Here is a 19,988-nt window from a genome sequence, read left to right on the forward strand (position 1 = left end):
TCTTGTCGTCGAAGTCGACAAGCGGGTAGAACAGCGCGGCCAGAACCTGCGCACCGCTGGTCTCCGTCGTATTGGTCGGGATCAGGTGCTGCGGCTCGGCGATGCCGACGATAATCGAGTTGCCGGACGAGTCGCTGTCTTCCGACCCACCGCTCGAACATCCAGCGGCCAACAAGGCGATGGCGGTCGCGCCGACCGCCATCTTCCACGCAAATTTCAGAAACACAGGAACTCCTATTGCCAGCAAACTACGAAGAAGAGGCCGACAGCACGTCCACTGAAGTATTCGGCCGTGAGTTACGTCGCTACCGTTACACTCACGATAATTGCTAACGCACCACTAGGAGCAGTGGTCCTGCGTGAGGTGCGTATCGAGGCGTGCCCACTTCGACGCCATAGTCAGCTGAGCGGCTTTGAAGGCCGGGGACGGAACGCCGGCACGAAAGCTCGAGGGCATGGTGCTGCGATGCGCATGCAGTAAAGCTAGTAGCGCTCTACGATGGCCGCGTCATACAAAGTGATGAGTTTGTGAATCAATCAATGCGACTAAAGTATTACTGCTGTCGGCCCGCCATCGAAGCACCACTCAGGCGAGGTCCCTCTCGTACAGGTCGAGGTCGCTGGGCGAATCGAACGACGCTGCAGCGCAGGCTCCGGATCAACGTTCGTTTGCGGCAAGTGACCGCGCCGATCGCAACAGAGCTCACGCTGGCGTCGGCAGGATGCCCTGATGAAACTTGCTGGGAGGACACGGGTCAACCCGCCCGGAGGGCGGCCGGCTGGGTCTTGAGGGTGCCGGAAGGGTGCAGAGATCCGGCTCAGCGGGTGAGCCCCGTCCGATATATCAGGAGTGCTGCTTGCACCCTGTTCTCACAGTCGAGTTTGGTGAGCACTCGACTGACGTGGGTTTTCACGGTGGCTTCACTAATCCATAGTTCGGCACTGATCGCCGCGTTGGTCATGCCTTTCCCGATCAGGATCAGCACCTCGCGTTCACGTTCGCTCAACGTCTCGAGCGCGGCGGTGTTGTCGACAACCGGTTCCGCGTGGCCGGGGAGCCTATCGAGTAACTCACGAGTAACAGCCGGGTTCAGGAAGGCCTTGCCGGCCGCCGCAGCACGGATAGCGGCAGGGAGCTCGTCCGCAGCGGAATCCTTGAGCAGGAACCCGGCCGCCCCGGCTGCGAGGGCTTGATCGACATACGCGGCTTCGCCGAATGTGGTGAGCATCAAAACTGGGGTGGGGGCTGCGGCACGGATCTGACGCAGTGCCGCAAGGCCGTCGAGAACCGGCATCTGAATGTCGAGCAGGACCACCTCGGGACGGTATTTCACCGTCTGGTTCACCGCGGCACGACCGTCGGCACACTCGGCTATCACTTCGATGTCGGTCAGCGTTGCCAGGATGAGCCCTATAGCAGTCCGGACAAGTTGATCGTCATCGGCGATCAGGACACGAATACGGCCACTGGTCATGAACCCTCGATTCGGTGAGCGGGGGCGCTGGGTGTCACCTCGGCGCAGCGATGCAGCCCAAGGCGATGGAGAACAGCAGGACAGCAGCCACCATGATCAATCCTAAGCGAAACGGACGTCTTGACTCCTCGAGTGGTCAAGGCGCTTCTCTGTCAGTGGTGCCCAGCTGAGGACCGTCAAAGGGAAGCACAGCGGCCAACCGGTAGCTGCCCGTCTGCGTCAAACCGTGATGGAGCACTCCTCCGGCCAGTCTGACACGTTCATCCAGACCGATCAGGCCTCGCCCGGTGGAGCCGGCGAGCCGCATCCCGAGCACCGCTCCGTTGCAGACTTCCGCATGTAGCGCATCATTCTCGTAAGGCCTCGTAAGGCAGAGAAACCGATACCGTAGCGCCAGAGGCGCGCTGCGCCGAACCGTGGGGCAACGCCATTTCCTTCGTCGACGGTAGCTGGGCGACGGACGTGCCACCGGTGGGGAGGAGGCCGTTCGACTCGGTCGGCAGACCTTGCGCGAAGATCCACGAGTAGGATCCGCGTGCCGGCGAACTGTGGGGCTTGCCTCGCAGGCAGATAAGAGAAGTGATCAGAAGTGAGGCGGCTAGGTGTCAGCCTTTGTCTGCAAATGCATAGCACCTTGGGTGGCTGTTCTCAGATCGGCGTCTCCAAACCGGATCGCATACGAAGTTCTGCTCGCTCTGGGGTGTGCAGTAGCAACGGTGCTGGCGAACCCAATCCTCTTGCCTCACCCGGTGGCGCTCTCGGCGATTGCTGCCACCGTGACCGCGGCGATCGTCCCGCTCCGTCGACGGCACCCCGTGCAATCACTGATAACAGCCGCCGTGATCGGGATTTTTGTCGGCGGGATGAGTCCTCTCGTGTTGTTTCTGCTCAGCGTTGCGCTGGGAAGTCAGCAGACTCCCTGGCGGCCGGCAAGTCTTGCCTTCGCCGCGACACTCGGAAGTTGGATCGTGGGAACTGCCTTCGCGGCGACCACCTTGAGTACGTCACTGCACTTTGCCTACGCCATGGATCTATTGGCAATCCTGGCCTTTACCGGCGTGCTGCCAGCAGTTGTTGCATGGACATTTGCTCAGCGTCGGTCATTGATCATCGCGATGCGTGAGTCCAACTCCCGGCTGCACCGGGAACGCGATACTGCAGCGTCACAGGCACAGATACGCGAACGTTCGCGCATTGCACGCGATCTGCACGACTCACTGGGGCACAAGCTGACTCTCATCTCACTCTATACAGCGACACTCGACTCCCAGTCCGATGCGAACCGAGCGCGTACCATCGCTTTGTTACGTGACACTTCGGCGTCGGCCATGACTCAGCTACGGCACATTCTCGATGTCCTACCCATCAGCGAACAGGACGACGAGGGTGCTGCACCGTTGCGGATCAGAATTGATGGCCTCATCGAGAGCGTGCGTTCAGCAGGTCCCTCCGTGGTGATCACTCGCAGCAACCAAGAATGGCCACTGCCATCAATTATCGAGCGAGCCGCTTACCGGACAATCCAAGAGGGTATCACCAATGCGCTCAAACATGCACCAGGAGCGACCGTTTACATTTCCGTACAGTACGAACCCGATGCCCTGCATGCTGAGGTCGTCAACAATCTGACCGCCGCAGCCCTGCCCATGAGCTCAAGCCGCCGCGGACTGGCAGGTTTGACCGAGCGCATCAGCTTAGCCGGGGGCATCCTGAACTACGGCATGACAGATACAAACAGTTTTCGTCTGACTGCCTTTCTTCCCTACGATGTACCCGCTATGGAAATTGGCGGCATGGACATGACACGCTACATCGAAGAATCAAATAGACGTTTCCGTTGGGGAACACTTGCCTCTTGCTTGGTATTGATAGCAGCAACAGCTTTATATTGGATGTTTGCCTACTATGCATCCAAGCATTGAGCAGGCTGGCTCCATCCGTAGAAATCGAATCGCAACCGCCGGCTTGATGACCAACGCTCGATCGAGCACTGTGCCAGCGCCGCGGCCGGCCATCGACATCACGGCCGATCGGCGTGCTCAACCGAACGACAGATTCCGGCGCTTTCCGTGACCACGCGCCATGACCCGCATGAAGCAATGCTATCCATGACTGCCTTCTGGCTGCGTCGTCACGATGTCTGATTTCTTGATAGCGCCGTACTACGAAAGTCGTATGTCCTTGTCCAAAAAACGGAGCGCAGTGGGCAGGAGAATCCCCCGAGGAGCTGGCAGTAATCGTGCGGGCGCGGCGACTGGCAGATCGTCTGGGCAGTACGAGACTCCCCTGTCCTTGCCGCGGACTTGACGGCCCAGCCTCATCAGCTGCCTACCCCGCCGTTGGAGGTCAGAACACCTTGCGCAATCGGGCTGGCTTCGCACGCGGCCATCTTCGTCGAGCAGCCGGCTACGCTGGAATTGGATAATCGTCACCGGCGTTCAATCGGCGGCGCCACGGGCATGATCCTCCGTCGCATCACCGGTGCTCACGGCCACATGGCGGTTAAGCGGGGGCACCCTCAGCAGCGGTTTGGGGCGCGTCTGATGCGCTCTGCTTGTGGGACATCCCGTTCGAGGGTCGGAAACTTGCCTCGCCGCGTGGTTCACGCCTGAGCCAGCCCGTGTCAACGTACTGAGTAATTGTCAAGAGTTGTGGGTCGGTTAGGCGCGTCGTTGCGCCGGGGACGCTATCTGAGCATCGAGAACTCCGTGTGACGTCGCCAGCGGTGGCCGTCGCTGACGAAGAGGCTGACGGACGAGATCGTTGTTGTGGCGGGTAGCTGGTCGGCCAGTTCTGCCTGCAGCTCTTCGAAGATGGCGGGCTGCTGGCCGTGGGCGATGGTCAGATGCGGAATGACCTCGGTGAACTGACCTTCGTAGGGCGGTGCCTCCGGCCATCGCTTAGCTATTTCTTCGGTAAGAGCGCGGAACGGCTGGTCCGGCGTCGGGGCGAGGTAGAGCACGTCGGGGAAGCGGCGACATTCCTCGAATCGGACCGTGAAGGGGCTGTGTGCGCCGATCAGGATCTCGAGGTCACCTACGACCGTGTTGGTGATGCGGTCGATGTCGAGGAACGGGAACAGCACCGTGACGTGGGCGGGAACCCCGGCCGATGCAGACGAATCGAAGCGTCGACGCCAGTGCCCAACCAGCGGCTCGAGCTCTTCCACGGTTGCCAGCAAGGCGGTTTGGCCCGCTCGGTAGCGTTCTGGTTCGTCATCATGGGACACCGCTGGATGATCTCGGACGGCGAGGTGGATGCGCTACCGGTTTCATGCCGCCATGGTCACGGGCCGCTCATTCAGGACGCCGTTTTCGAACCGCGCGCCGGCGCGGACGAGTGCGACCAGATGAGCTCCAGTGATCGTCCGCCAGCGGGCTTGGGCAGACTCGACGAGCTTGAAGACCATCGCGAGAGCCGCGGCCGGGCTGCCCGCACCGCGGGTGACCTTGGTGCGGAGCTTGACCGTGGAGAACGTCGACTCGATGGGGTTCGTGGTTCGTAGGTGAATCCAGGGCTCGGCCGGGAAGTCGTAGAACGCCAGCAGATCGTCTCGGTCGTCGGTAATTTTCGCGACGGCCTTCGGCCACTTCGCGCCGTAGGTCCGGGCAAACGACTCGATCGCCCTGTCGGCATGGTCGCGGCCCTCGGCGTTATAGATCTCTTGCATGGCCTTCGTCGCGCCGGGTTGTGCGGACTTCGGCAGAGCGTTCGAGACGTTGCGGGCCTTGTGGACCCAGCACCGTTGATGCCGGGCTGTGGGAAAACCTCGGCTAGAGCTTTCCACAAACCCATGGCGCCGTCGCCCACGACGAGGGCGGGGTCGCGCATGCCGCGGCGACGGCAGTCACGAAGTAGATCGGCCCACGACTCGGTGGACTCGCGCAGGCCCTCGGCGAGCGCGATCAGCTCCTTGGTGCCGTCGACGCGGACGCCGAGCAGGACCAGAACGCACGAGTGGGCCTGGCCGAGTCGGACCTTGGGATGCACGCCATCGGCCCATACGTAGACGAAGTCGCGGCAGGACAGGTCGCGAGCTTGGAATGTGGTGTGGTCGTCGCGCCATTGCTCGGTTAGCCGCGTGACGGTGGCCGGCGAAAGGCCGGCCGTGCCGCCGAGAAACTGTTCCAGCGCGGGGACGAAGTCTCCGGACGATAGTCCGTGCAGGTAGCGCAGCGGCAAGACTTCTGAGATTTTCGGGGACTTACGACACCACGGCGGCAGAATCACCGAGGAGAACCGCTTGCGCTCGCCAGTAGCCGCGTCGACGCGCCGGTCGTTCACGCGCGGTGCAGTGACCTTGACCGGCCCGGCGGCGGTGACCACGGTACGGGCGCGGTGGTGGTCGTTGCGGACGACCAGGCGGTGACCGTTCGCGTCGATCTCGCTCGTCAACTCGGCTATGCACTGGTTGACTTCCGCTCCTAAGGCGGCGGCAAGCATCCGTCGGGCGCTTTCGCGAACGATCTCGTCGAGCAGGGAGCCGGACTGAGTGGAGCCGTTCTCGCTAACGACGCTGAGCAAGAGACGTGCCTTCCCCACCCGCGCTGCAACGCGGGCCTACTCGGTGACCATCAAGGGATCAATCGGGAAGGTACGCCCCTCGCATCCCCCAGATCCGATCCACAGGTTCTGAGCATTGCTCCAACGTAACGCCTCGATGACCTGTGCGAAGTTCAGCTAATCCAGCGCGGCTCAAGCGCGTCGGCGAACCTTACCCGGACGAAAGGGGAAGCGACCCGCGAGGGCCGCAAAGGCTGCCGATAGGGCGCAAGGCTGCGTGCCTTCAGCACCGCCGTGATATCCGCGTCAGGGGTACTTCCGGCGATCGTGCACGTCTTGCCGAGTGCTCTCGATGACAGGGCTCGTCAGCTGCTATCTCGGATGATCATTGAAAACTACGATGCAAGGACACCAACCAATCTCGTCCTGCAAACGTCTAGACGGTGTGAGCTTCCCTCGTTTACGTGCATCCCTTGCCATCGCCTTTAGCTTCTTGATGGCGATCACGGTCGCCATAATTGCAGTTCTGCATGATTCACAGGCTGACGCTGACGTTGGTGCCGGCTGTCCCAAGGGCATGACTGAAGTACGACTGACCCTCCCGAAAGAGGCTGGTCAAGTCAAGCTCAGAATAATTAACGGCACGCGCACCGAAGGTCTGGCTGTCCAAGTCAGCGAAGAATTCAAGAACCGCGGTTTTGCGGTGCAGAAGCCTTTGCAAAGCGCGAATGAACTGCACGCGGACATCGCGGTCATTTATTTCGGTCCCGAGACGGTTGGTGCCGCTCAGTGGATCCAGGCATTCTTTCTGGGCGAGGCCACGTCGCAGTTCAACAGATCGCGCACGGGTGACGTCATTGACGTCACCCTCGGCGACCGGTATCGCGAGTTGGCATCCACTACTGAAGTAAACCAAGCCATGGCTCAGCTTGGGGAGCCGAAACTCCCGCCTGGCACTTGCCGCACTCTACGCTAGAGGTCCGCGCAAAAATCCCGGCCATTGTTCGGGCGTTGTGTCAAGAAATGACGGCGGACGAGCCGCGTTCCCGTGATGGGCCGAGTAACGCAAGAACCAGAATGACACATGTCAAAATTACTGCAGCCACGAACATGTCGCCCGTGAAGTACATGCTGAAAAGCGCGACCCATGGTGGCGCAGACGGCACGTCAAGTAACAAGGCGTTCGACGTCGCGAGGTGCAGACCGAACAGTGCATGAGGAACCATCAGGAACAACACAACGGCCGTCAACGTGGTCACCACCGTCCGCAAAGCCGGCCCGTAACGTTCGGTCCGCCGGCTCACCCAGCCGCTCAGGAGCCAGCCAGCGAAGGCGCCGAGCAGCCCCGCCAGCGCCGTGGTCGTTACCATCCACCACGGCATAGCCCTGCCCACCACCGCATCGGCACTCACTGGTTCGCCGTCGACGGCCTCGTCCCAGGAGCCAACTTCAAGGGTGTAATCGTCACGCGTCAGCCAGATCGAGTGCTCATAAGTAGGGTCGGAAGTGTCACCACGGTATCTCCACCCGTCGGCCTGCAGGCCGGCACGTGCGGTGTCCAGCCACCGTGCAGGGTCGGTCCCCGCCGGTAGTGACTGAGGGGCTATCGTCTGGCCTCCGTACCGATCTTCGTCGTCGACTCCGGTGAAGTAGCCCCTCCAGCCTCCGCCGGGCACAATGATGTAGCTGTCGCGGGACTGCTGCACGGATTGACCAGCAAACACCAGCGGCGCCACCGACTTCAGGTCGGGCACAGCCGGCCCCACCGACCACGCCACAGCCTCAGCGGCACACACCGCCAAAAAACCCGTGACCACACTCACCAGAACAGCCGCACACACCACGCCTCTACTAGCCGGCCGGCCCAGCCGCGCACGCAAACCATGCCACACGAGATTGACCCGCACCGACCACGGCGGCGCCCCCGAAGGACCCCCCGCCAACATCAACATATCGACAATCTCGTCACGCCGAGGCCCAGGCGGATACGCCCACACCCAGCGCTGGTAACCAGAACTCATTCCAGCACCACCCCGCCCGCGCGCGCAGACAACACCAGACGCGCAGTCGCAGCCTTCAGAGCCAAGCGCTCACTCTCCCGTGCCAGAGCCGCCGCCCCACGCTCGGTCAACCGGTAGTAACGGCGAGGACGCCCATCAACAACCTCTTCATGATCGATCTCAAGATCACCCTGCGCCGTAAGACGATCCAGGGCCGCATACAGCGTGCCCGGCTGAAGCTTGACCCCACCGTCTGTCAACTGCACGACGCTTTGAAATATTCCGTATCCGTGGCGCGGCTGCTGCGCCAGAGCGGTGAGGATCCAAAAAGTTGGCTCCTGCATTTACTACCCCCCTCCTCAACCAAGATCAGTCGCCACTTTATAGCAAAATGGTCGTAACATCAATCAGAGACGAGCACTCCTGCCGGGGTTCGCATTTGTCCACGAAACCCCGGCTCGTCTTGGCGAGAGTTCAGTATTTGTTTGCCCATACGCGTCATCGGCATAACCCGGCCGCCGCGCCCGCAATACAACAACTGATACAAATCACGAAATGACAACTGCCGTGAAAGGTGCGACCTCGATGCTCAGCCGTTCCAACCATTGAATTGACCCCCTCATTGTGGTCCGGCGCAACGTGGGCTGACGACAGCCGTGCCCCTTCCTCATATTCTATGAAGCATGTCGAGATTGTCCGGCAGCAGATTGTCCGGCTGCAAGTCGGTACTGCGGTCATCTGTGCTTCCCGGCTGCAGGACACCAAGGATTGTCCGCAACTGAAGCATGGCAGAAGCTGAAGTCGAACGAAGCGCAGCGGCAGTCCGCAGACCAGACATATCGGGCCGCGAGTCGAGTTGCGCGGCATACATCGAGATCAACACAAGGTGATGGCCCAGCGAGTCACGAAGCTCCCGCGCAATACGAGACCGCTCTCGTGAGCAGGCCTCGGCCACCACGAGATCACGTTCACGTTGCAGAAGGCCGTTGCATTTCCGCAGAGAATACAGAAGGCGATGACGCTTTACGGCTGTTCTTGCCATAACCGCCAGGAGAACGCTAGCCACGATAACCCCCACTGACACAGAGGCAGAACGAACCGAAACGTTTCCCAAAACAAAATTGAGCATGAAATGACCCAATGCAACGGCAAGAAATCCAACACATGAACAGGCGATACCACCGGTACGTAACCACGTCACCACGAAGTTACGGCGCGATGCGAAGGGGGCTGTCTGTCACCTTCGGCCGGATCATGGCCAGGGCCACGATGACGGCGGTCAACGCCAGCGACGTCAAAAACATCTGCCAGCCAACCAGTTCGAACAGGGCAGCCCAGGGCGGCGCGGTGGGTCGCGCCAGCAAAAGAAAAATAAACAGTTTCCCACCAAGACCCGCCATTGCATGAGCAACCATCATCACCAAAGCGATCGAAGTCATTGTGGTGATGCTGGTACGCAACAGCCGTCCACAGTTCTCGGTTCGCCGGCTCACCCAGCCGGTGAAGAACCACCCGGCAAAAGCACCGGCGATCCCGGCAAGCGACGTTGTCACCGTCATCCACCAGGGCGAAGTCCGCATCACTACTGCGGAAGCACTTACCGGCTCGTTTTGGAGCGGATCATCGATGTCCACCTCGACGGCGTAGCCGCCGCGGGTTGCCCACAGCGAATGAGGGTATTCGGCACTCCCGGCACCGCGGTACTCCCACCCGGCGGCTTGCAGCCGATCCCGCACCGCACTGAGCCACACCGAGGAATCGCTCACCTCAAACGATGCCCATACCGATTGAACACCGTATCGACCCGGGTCATCGCTGCCGGTGAAGTAGTCCTTCCAGCTCCCCGAGGGCACGATCATAGACCTGTCGCGGGACTGCTGCACGGACTGGCCAGCAAACACCAGCGGCGCCACCGACTTCAGGTCGGGCACAGCCGGCCCCACCGACCACGCCACAGCCTCAGCGGCACACACCGCCAAAAAACCCGTGACCACACTCACCAGAACAGCCGCACACACCACGCCTCTACTAGCCGGCCGGCCCAGCCGCGCACGCAAACCATGCCACACGAGATTGACCCGCACCGACCACGGCGGCGCCCCCGAAGGACCCCCCGCCAACATCAACATATCGACAATCTCGTCACGCCGAGGCCCAGGCGGATACGCCCACACCCAGCGCTGGTAACCAGAACTCATTCCAGCACCACCCCGCCCGCGCGCGCAGACAACACCAGACGCGCACCGATGGAGGCTCGACCACATCGGCCGTCAGCTGCGCGAGGCTTCGGGCAGGCCCGTATCCGTGCCGCATCTGCTGCGCCAGAGCAGCGAAGATCCCCAGAAGGTGGTTCTCGCATCCCCTGCTCCCCTCTACACTACGACGGTCGGACTATATACTAAGATCGTCTTAGCATCTCCCAGAGCTCGGCCCAGGTAGACGCCGCTGAGCTCTCGCGGGTGGTGACTCCGCTGGCTGATGCGCTTCGATGCCGGCACTTGTATGGCTTCTTCCACTCACAAGGCGCGCGTACGCTGGTAGGACAAGTCGCGCAGTCAACGGTGGCCTGGTAGCTCAGACAGTGACTGCCAGGCATGCGGTCCTCAAGCGCTGCGCATCTTGCGCAGACCCAGTGACAAACCGGCCCCACCGTGCCGACCCTGACATCGACCGATTGCTCGGCTTCACCCATCCTGCGGGCTCTCGACGAACCGGCCAGCACCACTCATCTCATGGCGCTGGGCTGAGCCTGGGTTCAGTTGGCGATTGTCTGGCTATTCTGTGTAGTGCCGGCCTCGTCGCCCGCGCCCGCAGGGGCCAGCTCGTTCCTACCTGCGTACCCCTCGGCGCGACGCTCTGCGCCAAGAGCGCAAGACACTTGCATCGCCGTGAAAGCGCAAGGTCGGTAACTATTGTTCGCCTGGTCGATACTCTTGCCAGCAGACCTTGACTCGCAAGCTGTCGCCTGCGGTAAACGCCACCTCGGCGAATGTGAACTTGTACCTCAGCGCGGACAACCGGGTGCCGATGAGGACGACATGAGGCGTGTCCGGACGGCCGTTGTGCCTGTATTGGGTGCAGCAGCTGGGTCAGTGGCCTTTTCCGAGCCAGGTAGCCCGAGCGCTCACATCGCTTACCTCATCGGCTTCTCCGCCCTGGTGGCAGCCGGGTGGGCGGGTTTACGGTCTGTTATCGGACCCAGCCGGTCAGCATTCCGACTCATTATGATCGCGGAAAGCCTTTGGTTTGCCGGTGACATCTTGCTCGATATTCTGCCCATGCCGGCCGCGTCAGATGCCGTTACACCTTCCGACATCTTGTGGCTGTCCGGGTACCCTCTGATGTTCGCCGGAATGATACAGCTGGTGCGTCTGCGCGCTCCTGGGCGCATACGAGACGCCATTCTCGATGCGGCTGCCATGACAATTGTCATGGCGTGGCTGCTATGGCAATTCATGATCTTGCCCGCGGCCGAGCAAGAAACGCTGTCGTTGTCAACGGTCGTTGCCGCGCTCTATCCCATCGGCGATGTGATGTTTTTTGCCGCCATCGCGATTCTGGTTTTTGCACCCGGCTCCACCCGGGGGCCGGCCCGCTACCTTGTCTCGGCCCTGACCCTGATGCTGATCGGCGACATCGGCACCTCCCTGCTCCCGGTGCTGTTCCCGGAGGCGACTTGGGCGAGCCAGACGGATCGCTTCGACGGAGTACTACTGCTCGCGAACTGTCTTATCGCGGCGGCGGTGGCGCACCCGGACGCGGCCAGAGTGATCGAGGCGGACCCGGCGGCGTCGCAGCGCCTGCATCCCGCGCGAGTGGCGTTTCTCGGCGTCGCCTTGATCACCCTGCCCACGGTGAGCGGCCTGAACTCGTTCGGCTCCGTCATCAGCCGGGTTTCGCTGCTGACCTCCATCGGCTTGCTGACCACTTTCGTATTGGCGCGCTTCCTGTTCGTGGTGCGGGAACAGGAACGCATCAAAGCCGCGCTGATGCATCAGACTGAGCACGATCAGCTTACGGGACTGGCCAATCGGGCGGCGCTTCGAGCCCAGGTCGAGCTGGCACTGTACGGGGCCACCGGATATGGACCCGTACTCATTTACCTTGACCTTAACGGATTTAAGCAGATCAATGACAGTTACGGGCATGCCGCTGGCGATGCCATCCTGACCGAATTCGCCAACCGGCTGCGCAGGACCGTGCGCGCCGGCGACACTGCCGCTCGGCTGGGGGGCGACGAATTCGTCGTACTGGCCACGGAGGTCGAGACCGATATCGGGGCGCGGAATTTAGCCGACCGGCTGCGTACACTTGCCGAAGCACCCGTGGTGTGGAATGGCAACACGCTTCACTTCGGTACCAGTGTCGGCGTTGCCGCCTACATCGACGTGGACCAAGCAGGCCCTGACGCACTGCTTGCCGCTGCGGACAAAGCCATGTATGCCGACAAGGCTTCACACAAGCAGACGCAAGTCCTGGCAACAACGCCCTTGGCGTAACCCCGCGGCCTTTTCGGCGGTGAACACGCGACGGTGGCGCCGCCCTTCACCAGTGCAATGGCGGCGGGTAGGGCGGTCCTGCGTCAGCGGTACACCAGCACGTTGATCGCCAGCCGGGCGGCGCCCACGGGCAACGGAGGGCTTCGGCTGATGCCTGTTCGGAGACGGCTGGTCTCACCGCGCCGACTCGGCGGAGCAGTCAAGCATTGTCCCTAAAGCGGACACCTTCGTTGCCGATTCAAGCGTTGTGAACGCTTTGAACCGTATTCGGGTCGGGTCTCGGCTGGCTTGTGCCTTCGCCCTGGTCGTAACGCTTCTCGTAGTTGTGATGGCAGCCGCGCTGACCTCGTCGGGCAAGCTGAAGCAAGCCAACACCAGGGCCGAGCGGGCCCAGCGGGTAGTGGCGCTGGTCAAAGACGCGAAGTTCGGATCAGCAGACTTCAACGGCTGGCAGACGGCGTACGCGTTCGACGCTGTTCGAGGCGAGAAAAATGCTGCGACGGACACCGGTACGTCCCGCAAAGCCTTCCTGACTTCGGTGCAGAATTTCCGGTCGACCACGTCGGCTGCACAGGCCGCCATCTCGGGGCCCGGAAGCGCTGAGGTCGGCCAGATCGGTGCCTTGCTCGACGAGTTCATGACCGTCGACAGCCAGATCGCCGCGCTGTACATCCGCAATGACCCAGCCTCGACGGCAGCGGCGAATCGCCTCGTCATCGGCCGTGAGATCGACCTCTTCCAGCAGATGGCCGCGCTGCTCGACAAGGCGGCCGTTGCTGCGGAAGATGAGGCGGCGAGCGCCCAGCGCGATGCTGATGCTGCCCGGCGCACGGGCACGATCGTGGTGTGGAGCGCGGGCAGTGCCGCGGCGCTGATCGCTCTCCTGCTCGCTTTCGTCGTCACCCGGTCCATTACCACGCCCATCGCGCGCGTCCGTCGACGTGTGGACCTGCTCGCCGACGGAGACTTGGCTACGCCACTGGAAATTGCGGGGCGCGACGAGATTGCCGCGGTAGCTAAGGCCCTCAGCCGCAGCTCGCAGTCATTGAGCGCAATGATGCAGACCATCGACGAGTCGTCGGCCTCCCTGGCGGCCGCCGCGGAGGAGATGTCTGTTACCTCTGCGCAAATCGCGGAGTCCGCGCAGGAGTCCACCGTGCAAGCCCATGCGGTCTCGGTCGCGGCCGGGCAGGTCTCCTCCAACGTACAAACCGTTTCGGCCGGCAGCGAGCAGATGGGTGCTTCCATCCGCGAGATCGCCCACTCGACCAGCGAGGCCGCCGACGTCGCCAGTTCAGCGGTACGGGCCGCGGAGGCCGCCAACGCCACAATCGCCTCGCTCGGCGCGTCGTCACGGGAGATCAGCGATGTCGTCAAGGCCGTTACCGCCATTGCTGAGCAGACCAACCTGCTCGCCCTCAACGCCACCATCGAGGCAGCCAGAGCCGGTGAGGCCGGTAAGGGCTTCGCCGTAGTCGCCAGTGAGGTCAAAGACTTGGCCCAGGAAACGGCGCGCGCGACCGAGGACATCATCCGCCGGGTCGACGCCATCCAGGCCGGAACCAGCAGCGCAGTAGGAGCCATCGAAGAGATCGCCTCGGTCATCGCGAGAGTCAACGATTATCAGACCACCATCGCCTCCGCCGTGGAGGAGCAGACTGCCACCACTGCTGAAATGAACCGCAGCGTCGCCGACACCGCCGTCAGCGCCGACCAGATCGCTGCCAACGCGAGCACTGTCGCTCAGGCCGCACAACGGACAACTCATGGTGTGACGCAGACGCAGCAGGCCACTGCCGAGCTCGCGCGGATGTCCAGCGAATTGCGTACCCTGGTTTCGCAGTTCCGCTACTGAGACCTGATCTGCCGGTGCCATGAAAGGCTTGCCGCTATAGCCGTAGGTTGTCCAGCGGCTCGGTCAGACTTGGCCTCGACCCGCCGGGACGGGCATTGACGCCTGAGTTCTTCTCACTCCCGGTACTCGAAGGATGACGAGAGCAACGAGAGCACCGAGAGCAGTGCCGATGACATTGTTGCGCAGATCATTTATGTCGCCGATACGTCCGATGACTGTCTGCCATACCTCTATAGCGAGGCTGAACGCGGCACCGAATGCGGTTGTCCGGAGAAAACGCCGGCTCAGGAGATAGCCCAGCACTCCAATCGGCAGGAACAGTACGACGTTGGCCCACCGCTCCGAAAAGACCGGCAGCGTCAGCAGTTCCCGGTAGATCTCACTGTGTGTGTAGGTATCCACCACGTAACTGAAGGGAATGCGCGTCGTTTCAATCTCCTGCGACGTGTCCAGCGGCGCGGTGAGAGCGGCGATACAGCCGACCGCCAGGATGAAGAGAACCCCTGTCAGAGTCGGAGCGCCGTATCGTGCGGCCAGTCTACGACCGAACGCTGCCGCGGCTGCAGCAGCGGTCAGCAGAATGGCCCAGACGGCCGGCATGGCGAGATAACGCAACGCCATTTCTTCGTTCAGCATGCCGGAATGATGGCACGGCTGCGCAACTGGCGATACACCCCTTCCAGCTGCTGCATGCCCGTCGCTCCCCTCCGTGATCGACGAGAAAAAACGCTTACAGCGATCAGATTCCGGGAGCTCTCTGGGCTGTTTTCACAGCTCAACACGAACGTTTGCCGAGGAAAGACATCGAAGGCCACAAGGGCCACCACAATCCTTGCACACCCTGCGCTGAGTACCGCCAAGCGGCCTCGCTCACGGCTAACGAGAACCGTCACCCGCTTTTACGGTACTTCGGATGGGGAGATCGATACTCGAGAAGGCGGAATTGATACTTGAGGAGGAGCTGCCTCCATCTCACGACTGATGTGCCCACCATCGCCATCGATGACCCTGTCCGAATGTTCAAAGTGGGGTTTTCAAGAAGACGACGGGCAGTTGGCGCGGGCTTTGCCGCCACTGCCCTGGTTGCGGCGATGGTGCCCGTCCTGACCGCGCCCGCGGATGCGGCGCCTGTGCCGTCCCCCAGCTCACCATTGACTTTCACGCTGATCACCGGCGACCGCATATCTGAGACCCCAAGCGGTGCGATCACGATTGTGCGTGGCCCCGGACGGGCTGCGATGCGATTCATTACGAAATGGACAGATGATGCTCACTACGTGATCCCAGTGGACGCTTTCGGGCTGATCCGCTCCGGCCGGGTAGATATCAGGTTGTTCGATTTGACGACGCTGCACCGCGACGGCTACGACGATCGCAGCACGCCAGCCTTGCCGGTGCTGGTGGAGTCCGCCAACGGCCGGGCGGTCGCCGCCCGCGCCGAGACCGCCGTCGCCCGTGATCTGCCGGCCCTGGGTCTGACCGCGCTGCAGGCGAACAACGCTGCTCGCGCCAAACTGTGGAAAACGACGGTTCCGGCCGGTGGTCAAGCACGCACCCTTGCCGGCGGGGTGTCTCGCATCTGGCTGGACGGCAAGCGGCAGTTGGCCGACGACATCAGCAACGCACAAATTGGTGTACCCGCAGCCTGGCGCAAAGGCCTCACGGGCGCCGGCGTACCGGTCGCGGTGCTCGACAGCGGTATCGACATGACCCACCCGGACTTCGCCGGACGCATCGCCGAAACGGCCAATTTCACCACCGACCCCGACGTCGACGATCATGTCGGCCACGGCACCCACGTAGCATCCACCATCGCCGGCACCGGTGTTGCCTCAGCCGGAAAGTATCGCGGGGTTGCTCCAGGCGTACGACTGAACATCGGCAAAGTCTGCGAGTCCGACGGCTGCACCGACTCGGCGATCATTGCCGGCATGCAGTGGGCTGCGCAGCGCTCCCGCGTCATCAACATGAGCCTCGGCGCCCGCGACACCCCAGCACTGGACCCGGTGGAAAAAGCGGTCGGCGATCTGAGCGCCAAATATGACAGCCTGTTCGTCATCGCTGCCGGCAACGACGGCGCGAGTGCAAACTCCGACGGCACCGTCAGCTCTCCGGGTAGCGCGGACGCGGCGTTGACTGTCGCCGCCGCGGACTCCAGCGATCGCATCGCCGAGTTTTCCAGTCACGGCCCCCGCGTCGGCGACGCCGCGATGAAGCCGGACATCGCCGCACCCGGAGTTGGCATTGTGGCGGCCCGCGCCGTCCATGGCAGCGAAACCGACGAAGGTCCGGCCGAGGGCTACACCATGATGTCCGGGACATCGATGGCGACTCCGCACGTAGCCGCGGCGGCAGCGATTCTGACCGGCCAGCATCCCTCATGGACAGCTGCACGACGCAAGGAAGCGCTCATGGGCTCGACGCGATGGCTGAACCCCTTCGGCGTCCTCGAGCAAGGCGCCGGCCGGCTTGACGTAGCCCGGGCCATCACCCAGAACATCACCGTCGACGGCGGCAACCTGAACTTCGGCAGGCAGGCTTGGCCCCACACCGACGACAAACCTCTCACCAAACGGGTCACCTACCGCAACTCCAGCACCAAGCCGGTCACGCTGAGACTGGCTCTGACCCCGGCTCGCCCCGGTTTCACACTGACCACACGGACCCTCACCGTACGGGCTGGCGGCACAGCGTCGACCTCGTTGAGAGTGGACACCCGGGTACCCAGCAGAACCGGCGTTCAGGACGGCTACTTGGCGGCGACCGGCGCCGGCGGGGTTCAGGTGCACACGCCGTACGCGGTCGACAAGGAAGTGGAAAGCTACACCGTGCGCCTGAACTACCGCAACCGCGACGGCTCTCCTGCAAACGACGTCGGCACTGCGCTGGAAGGCACGGATGTAAGGTCATCGTGGTTCGACGTGGGAGACGAATCCTCGATGACGTTCCGGGTGCCTCGCGGTACGTACGGGCTAGCTGGATACGTCTTCCAGGGTCGCGAGACCGAGACGGCCAAGGACGACCAGTCCACCGTACTCGGACAGCCCGGCTTGATTGTGAACCACTCGATGACGGTGCAGATGGATGCTCGTTTGGGCAAGCCGGTCGCAATTTCGGTTCCGCCGCACGACGCCGCCCAGAACGAGGGCATGATCAATTTCCGCTGGCCGGAGTATCAAAGTGGCGCCTTCGTGCCGTCGTTCCACCAGGTGGCGATCGGCTCGATCGGTTCCCGCCGCGCCGTACCCGGCTTTGCAACGACCCTCACCGGCACCTTCGCTCGCCCCGGCCGCAACAGCCCGTACCTTTACGAGCTTTTTCTCATCAACCGAGGAGCAGTGCCCAACGGGTATCGCCGCGCCGTGCGGGACACCGAACTGGCAACCATCGATGCGACTTATACCTCGGATGCACCCGCCGCGGTCGGCAGCCGCACGTGGGAAGGCACACTCGGCGACGACGACAGCTGGAACGGCTTCTCCGGCCTGGTCGAGTTCGACATGCCGTTCCGTCGCACCGAGCACATCAGCGTGGACCGCGAGCTCGGCTGGGCCACGGAGGTAGATGCTCAATCTACGGCTGGGCTCGCTCGCGTCAGAAGTCCGAGGCGGACCTACCCTGCAGGACAAGTCACCACCGAGACCTGGCGACTACCGATACCGTAGGCGACCGAACTCAACCAGGCACATGCCATATGCCCCGATGAGACACGCGCACGCCGAAGACCATCCCCGCTCCTGATCCGCGAGAGGCGTCAACCGCCGGGGCTGGTTTGCCGAGAGGCGGCGTCAGAGGGCGTCCAGTGCACAACCGGACGCCCTCTTGGCGCTAGCTGTTTTGCAGGCCTTGCCACCGCTTCAACCAGAACCCGCTTGTGGAATGCGCGATCAACGTGATCGAGGGCTGAGGCTTCCCAAGGCCGTCGAGCTAACCTCGATGTGCAGTAAGGACCTACCTCCGCAGGGCCGTCACTAGTTGCCTGGCGACCTCGGCCGCATCCGGGCCGGCGGCAAACACGTAGTGGTCGGGCCGTTCCGCGACAGCAGCGGCACCGAGATGCTCGAGCCAGCGCTTGATGGTGCCGTCAAGGTCGGCGACCACGCCATTTCCCGGTACGTCGCCGATTCCGACCACGGTGACTCCCAAGGTCTGCAGGTTGGCAACATCGATCTCGGTCAGGTGCTCAGCGCGCACCAGAAGCCGGAAGCCACCTCCAACAAGATCGTCGAGCAATCCCGTCCGGGTGCCGTCATGAACACGGCCTTGAGTGCTCAGGCCGCCCCCGCCCGTTCCCAGCATTCCGGGGCCGAGCGGAGGAAGCTGGATGCGCTCGGGTGCAGCGAGGCGATCACGACGAATCCGCAGCATGTCGTCGCGCTGCCGTGCGAGCTCGGGATCGCGGAGGGTGTGCTGACGCCCCAGCGTCATGCTGGTTTTCATGACGCCGCGCACATGAGGTTCCCGCTCACTCTGGTAGGTGTCGAGCAGATCAGCGCTCTGCTCACCGCTGAGAACACGATTGAGCTTGAATGCGAGATTCGCCGCGTCGCGTACCCCCGAGCACATACCTTGGCCCAGAAACGGCGGCATCTGGTGTGCGGCGTCGCCAGCAAGCAGAATATGACCGTCCCGCCAGCGCTGGGCAATCACCGACCGGAACGTGTAGGTGGCCACACGCACAATATCGGCATCCTCAGGCCGTAGGTACCGCCGGACGCGTCGCCACGTTTCATCCTCCGAAGGTGCATGGCCTGCCTGGGTGCCGTCCAGCATGAAGCAGAAACGCTGATGCCCGGCGCCCGTGGTGAAAATGGTCATGGGTTCTGCGGGATCGCCAACTTGAAGCGCGGACGGCAGACCCAATTCTTCAGCTCGACGTCGTAACTTGAAGTCACAGACCAGCCAAGGTTCGGAGAAACCAAGGTCGTCCTGCCCGATACCCAGTGTGCTGCGTACAGAACTGTTTCCGCCGTCGCAACCGACAACGAAGCGTGCGGTGACATTCTTGCGGCCGGCGGTCGCCGACACTACAGCAGCTCCGCTCTCATCCATACTTGTATCGGCTGACTCAAGGACGACGAAGTCCCCGGCTGGAACCACATCGGTTACGGTGGCACCCAGACGGATGTCGATGGAAGGAATCGACGCGCAGAGCGCGTGCAACTCTTTTTCCAGAAGAGGTTGATGGAACATCACCAGGTCGGGCCAGCCGCTGTCACCCACATCCCGGCTCTGCTGATCCAGGAGGATCTCGCCGTCCGCATTGCTCCACTGATACGCACGCTGAACATGGAGGGAGGGCCGGATATTCTCAGCGATACCCAGCTCAGCGAACAGCCGGAAGATCTCACCGTCGAAACTGGCGGCGCGGGGAAGTCCGTAGAGCTGAGGATATCGCTCCAAAACGACAACACGGTGGCCGGACCGGCCCAGAAAAGCGGCTAACGTCAGGCCAACCGGCCCCGCACCGACCACAGCAACGTCGACGTCTACCGACGACGAAGAGACGTCCGATTCATTCATCATCGCTTCCCTTCCCGAGCTGACCACAGGCATGAGTGCAGCGCTTCGTGAACAACCTCGACCTCATCCTTGTTCGCAATGACCAGGAATTGGTGCAGTGCTCGCCTTGGAGCTGGCATTACTTTTTCTTTGA

At 62.4% G+C, this 19,988-nt stretch carries 13 protein-coding genes and 2 pseudogenes; 5 read left to right on the forward strand and 10 right to left on the reverse strand.

From position 1 onward, the window contains the following. Nucleotides 1–202 (reverse strand): annotated as a pseudogene (locus TFC3_RS15845) (ABC transporter substrate-binding protein); the annotation flags it as partial. 616 nt (nt 203–818) lie between these two features. Then, nucleotides 819–1,475: a response regulator transcription factor gene (locus tag TFC3_RS15850; RefSeq protein WP_067500419.1), complete on the reverse strand. Its 657-nt coding sequence runs from the start codon at nt 1,473–1,475 to the stop codon at nt 819–821. Between the two features lie 638 nt (nt 1,476–2,113). Between TFC3_RS15850 and TFC3_RS35875 the strand changes: the two genes are divergently transcribed. Continuing rightward, nucleotides 2,114–3,397, forward strand: a complete 1,284-nt coding sequence (locus tag TFC3_RS35875; RefSeq protein WP_153040246.1) for a sensor histidine kinase — start codon at nt 2,114–2,116, stop codon at nt 3,395–3,397. A 764-nt stretch (nt 3,398–4,161) separates the two neighbouring features. Here TFC3_RS35875 and TFC3_RS15855 read toward each other — a convergent pair. Then, a complete protein-coding gene (locus TFC3_RS15855; protein ID WP_067500421.1) occupies nt 4,162–4,704 on the reverse strand; it encodes a 2'-5' RNA ligase family protein in 543 nt (180 codons plus the stop codon). Nucleotides 4,705–4,746: 42 nt separating this feature from the next. Next, nucleotides 4,747–5,999, reverse strand: a pseudogene (locus TFC3_RS15860) (IS256 family transposase). Between the two features lie 424 nt (nt 6,000–6,423). On the opposite strand from TFC3_RS15860, the gene TFC3_RS35880 reads away from it, so the two are divergent. Continuing rightward, a complete protein-coding gene (locus tag TFC3_RS35880) occupies nt 6,424–6,954 on the forward strand; it encodes a LytR C-terminal domain-containing protein (RefSeq protein WP_161952600.1) in 531 nt (176 codons plus the stop codon). 40 nt (nt 6,955–6,994) lie between these two features. On the opposite strand, the gene TFC3_RS15870 is transcribed toward TFC3_RS35880, so the two are convergent. The 4 genes from TFC3_RS15870 to TFC3_RS15880 all read right to left on the reverse strand — a co-directional run bounded on the left by TFC3_RS15870 (nt 6,995) and on the right by TFC3_RS15880 (nt 9,909). After that, nucleotides 6,995–7,801 (reverse strand): hypothetical protein, encoded by an 807-nt coding sequence (locus TFC3_RS15870; protein ID WP_153040248.1) that lies wholly within the window; start codon nt 7,799–7,801, stop codon nt 6,995–6,997. Between the two features lie 194 nt (nt 7,802–7,995). Further along, nucleotides 7,996–8,322 carry a PadR family transcriptional regulator gene (locus TFC3_RS15875; RefSeq protein WP_067500427.1) on the reverse strand — a complete coding sequence of 109 codons (327 nt, stop codon included), beginning with the start codon at nt 8,320–8,322 and terminating at the stop codon, nt 7,996–7,998. A gap of 323 nt (nt 8,323–8,645) precedes the next feature. Continuing rightward, complete coding sequence (locus TFC3_RS35885) at nt 8,646–9,182, reverse strand: histidine kinase (protein WP_153040249.1); 537 nt, start codon at nt 9,180–9,182, stop codon at nt 8,646–8,648. Between the two features lie 4 nt (nt 9,183–9,186). Further along, nucleotides 9,187–9,909: a hypothetical protein gene (locus tag TFC3_RS15880; protein WP_153040250.1), complete on the reverse strand. Its 723-nt coding sequence runs from the start codon at nt 9,907–9,909 to the stop codon at nt 9,187–9,189. 1,293 nt (nt 9,910–11,202) lie between these two features. On the opposite strand from TFC3_RS15880, the gene TFC3_RS15885 reads away from it, so the two are divergent. Together TFC3_RS15885 and TFC3_RS15890 are read left to right on the forward strand one after the other, a co-directional pair. Then, on the forward strand, nt 11,203–12,477 hold the full coding sequence (locus tag TFC3_RS15885; protein ID WP_153040251.1) for a GGDEF domain-containing protein: 1,275 nt from the start codon (nt 11,203–11,205) through the stop codon (nt 12,475–12,477). A 328-nt stretch (nt 12,478–12,805) separates the two neighbouring features. After that, nucleotides 12,806–14,332, forward strand: coding sequence for a methyl-accepting chemotaxis protein (locus TFC3_RS15890; RefSeq protein ID WP_067500433.1), 1,527 nt, complete (start codon nt 12,806–12,808; stop codon nt 14,330–14,332). A 63-nt stretch (nt 14,333–14,395) separates the two neighbouring features. On the opposite strand, the gene TFC3_RS15895 is transcribed toward TFC3_RS15890, so the two are convergent. Beyond that, nucleotides 14,396–14,968, reverse strand: coding sequence for a VanZ family protein (locus TFC3_RS15895; protein WP_067500435.1), 573 nt, complete (start codon nt 14,966–14,968; stop codon nt 14,396–14,398). Nucleotides 14,969–15,315: 347 nt separating this feature from the next. On the opposite strand from TFC3_RS15895, the gene TFC3_RS15900 reads away from it, so the two are divergent. Further along, on the forward strand, nt 15,316–17,997 hold the full coding sequence (locus TFC3_RS15900) for a S8 family serine peptidase (protein WP_082772091.1): 2,682 nt from the start codon (nt 15,316–15,318) through the stop codon (nt 17,995–17,997). Between the two features lie 286 nt (nt 17,998–18,283). On the opposite strand, the gene TFC3_RS15905 is transcribed toward TFC3_RS15900, so the two are convergent. Beyond that, nucleotides 18,284–19,855: a bifunctional 3-(3-hydroxy-phenyl)propionate/3-hydroxycinnamic acid hydroxylase gene (locus TFC3_RS15905; RefSeq protein ID WP_067506820.1), complete on the reverse strand. Its 1,572-nt coding sequence runs from the start codon at nt 19,853–19,855 to the stop codon at nt 18,284–18,286. Nucleotides 19,856–19,988 lie beyond the last annotated feature (133 nt).

This window comes from Actinoplanes sp. TFC3 (assembly GCF_001553785.1).
Classification (GTDB): Bacteria; Actinomycetota; Actinomycetes; order Mycobacteriales; family Micromonosporaceae; genus Actinoplanes.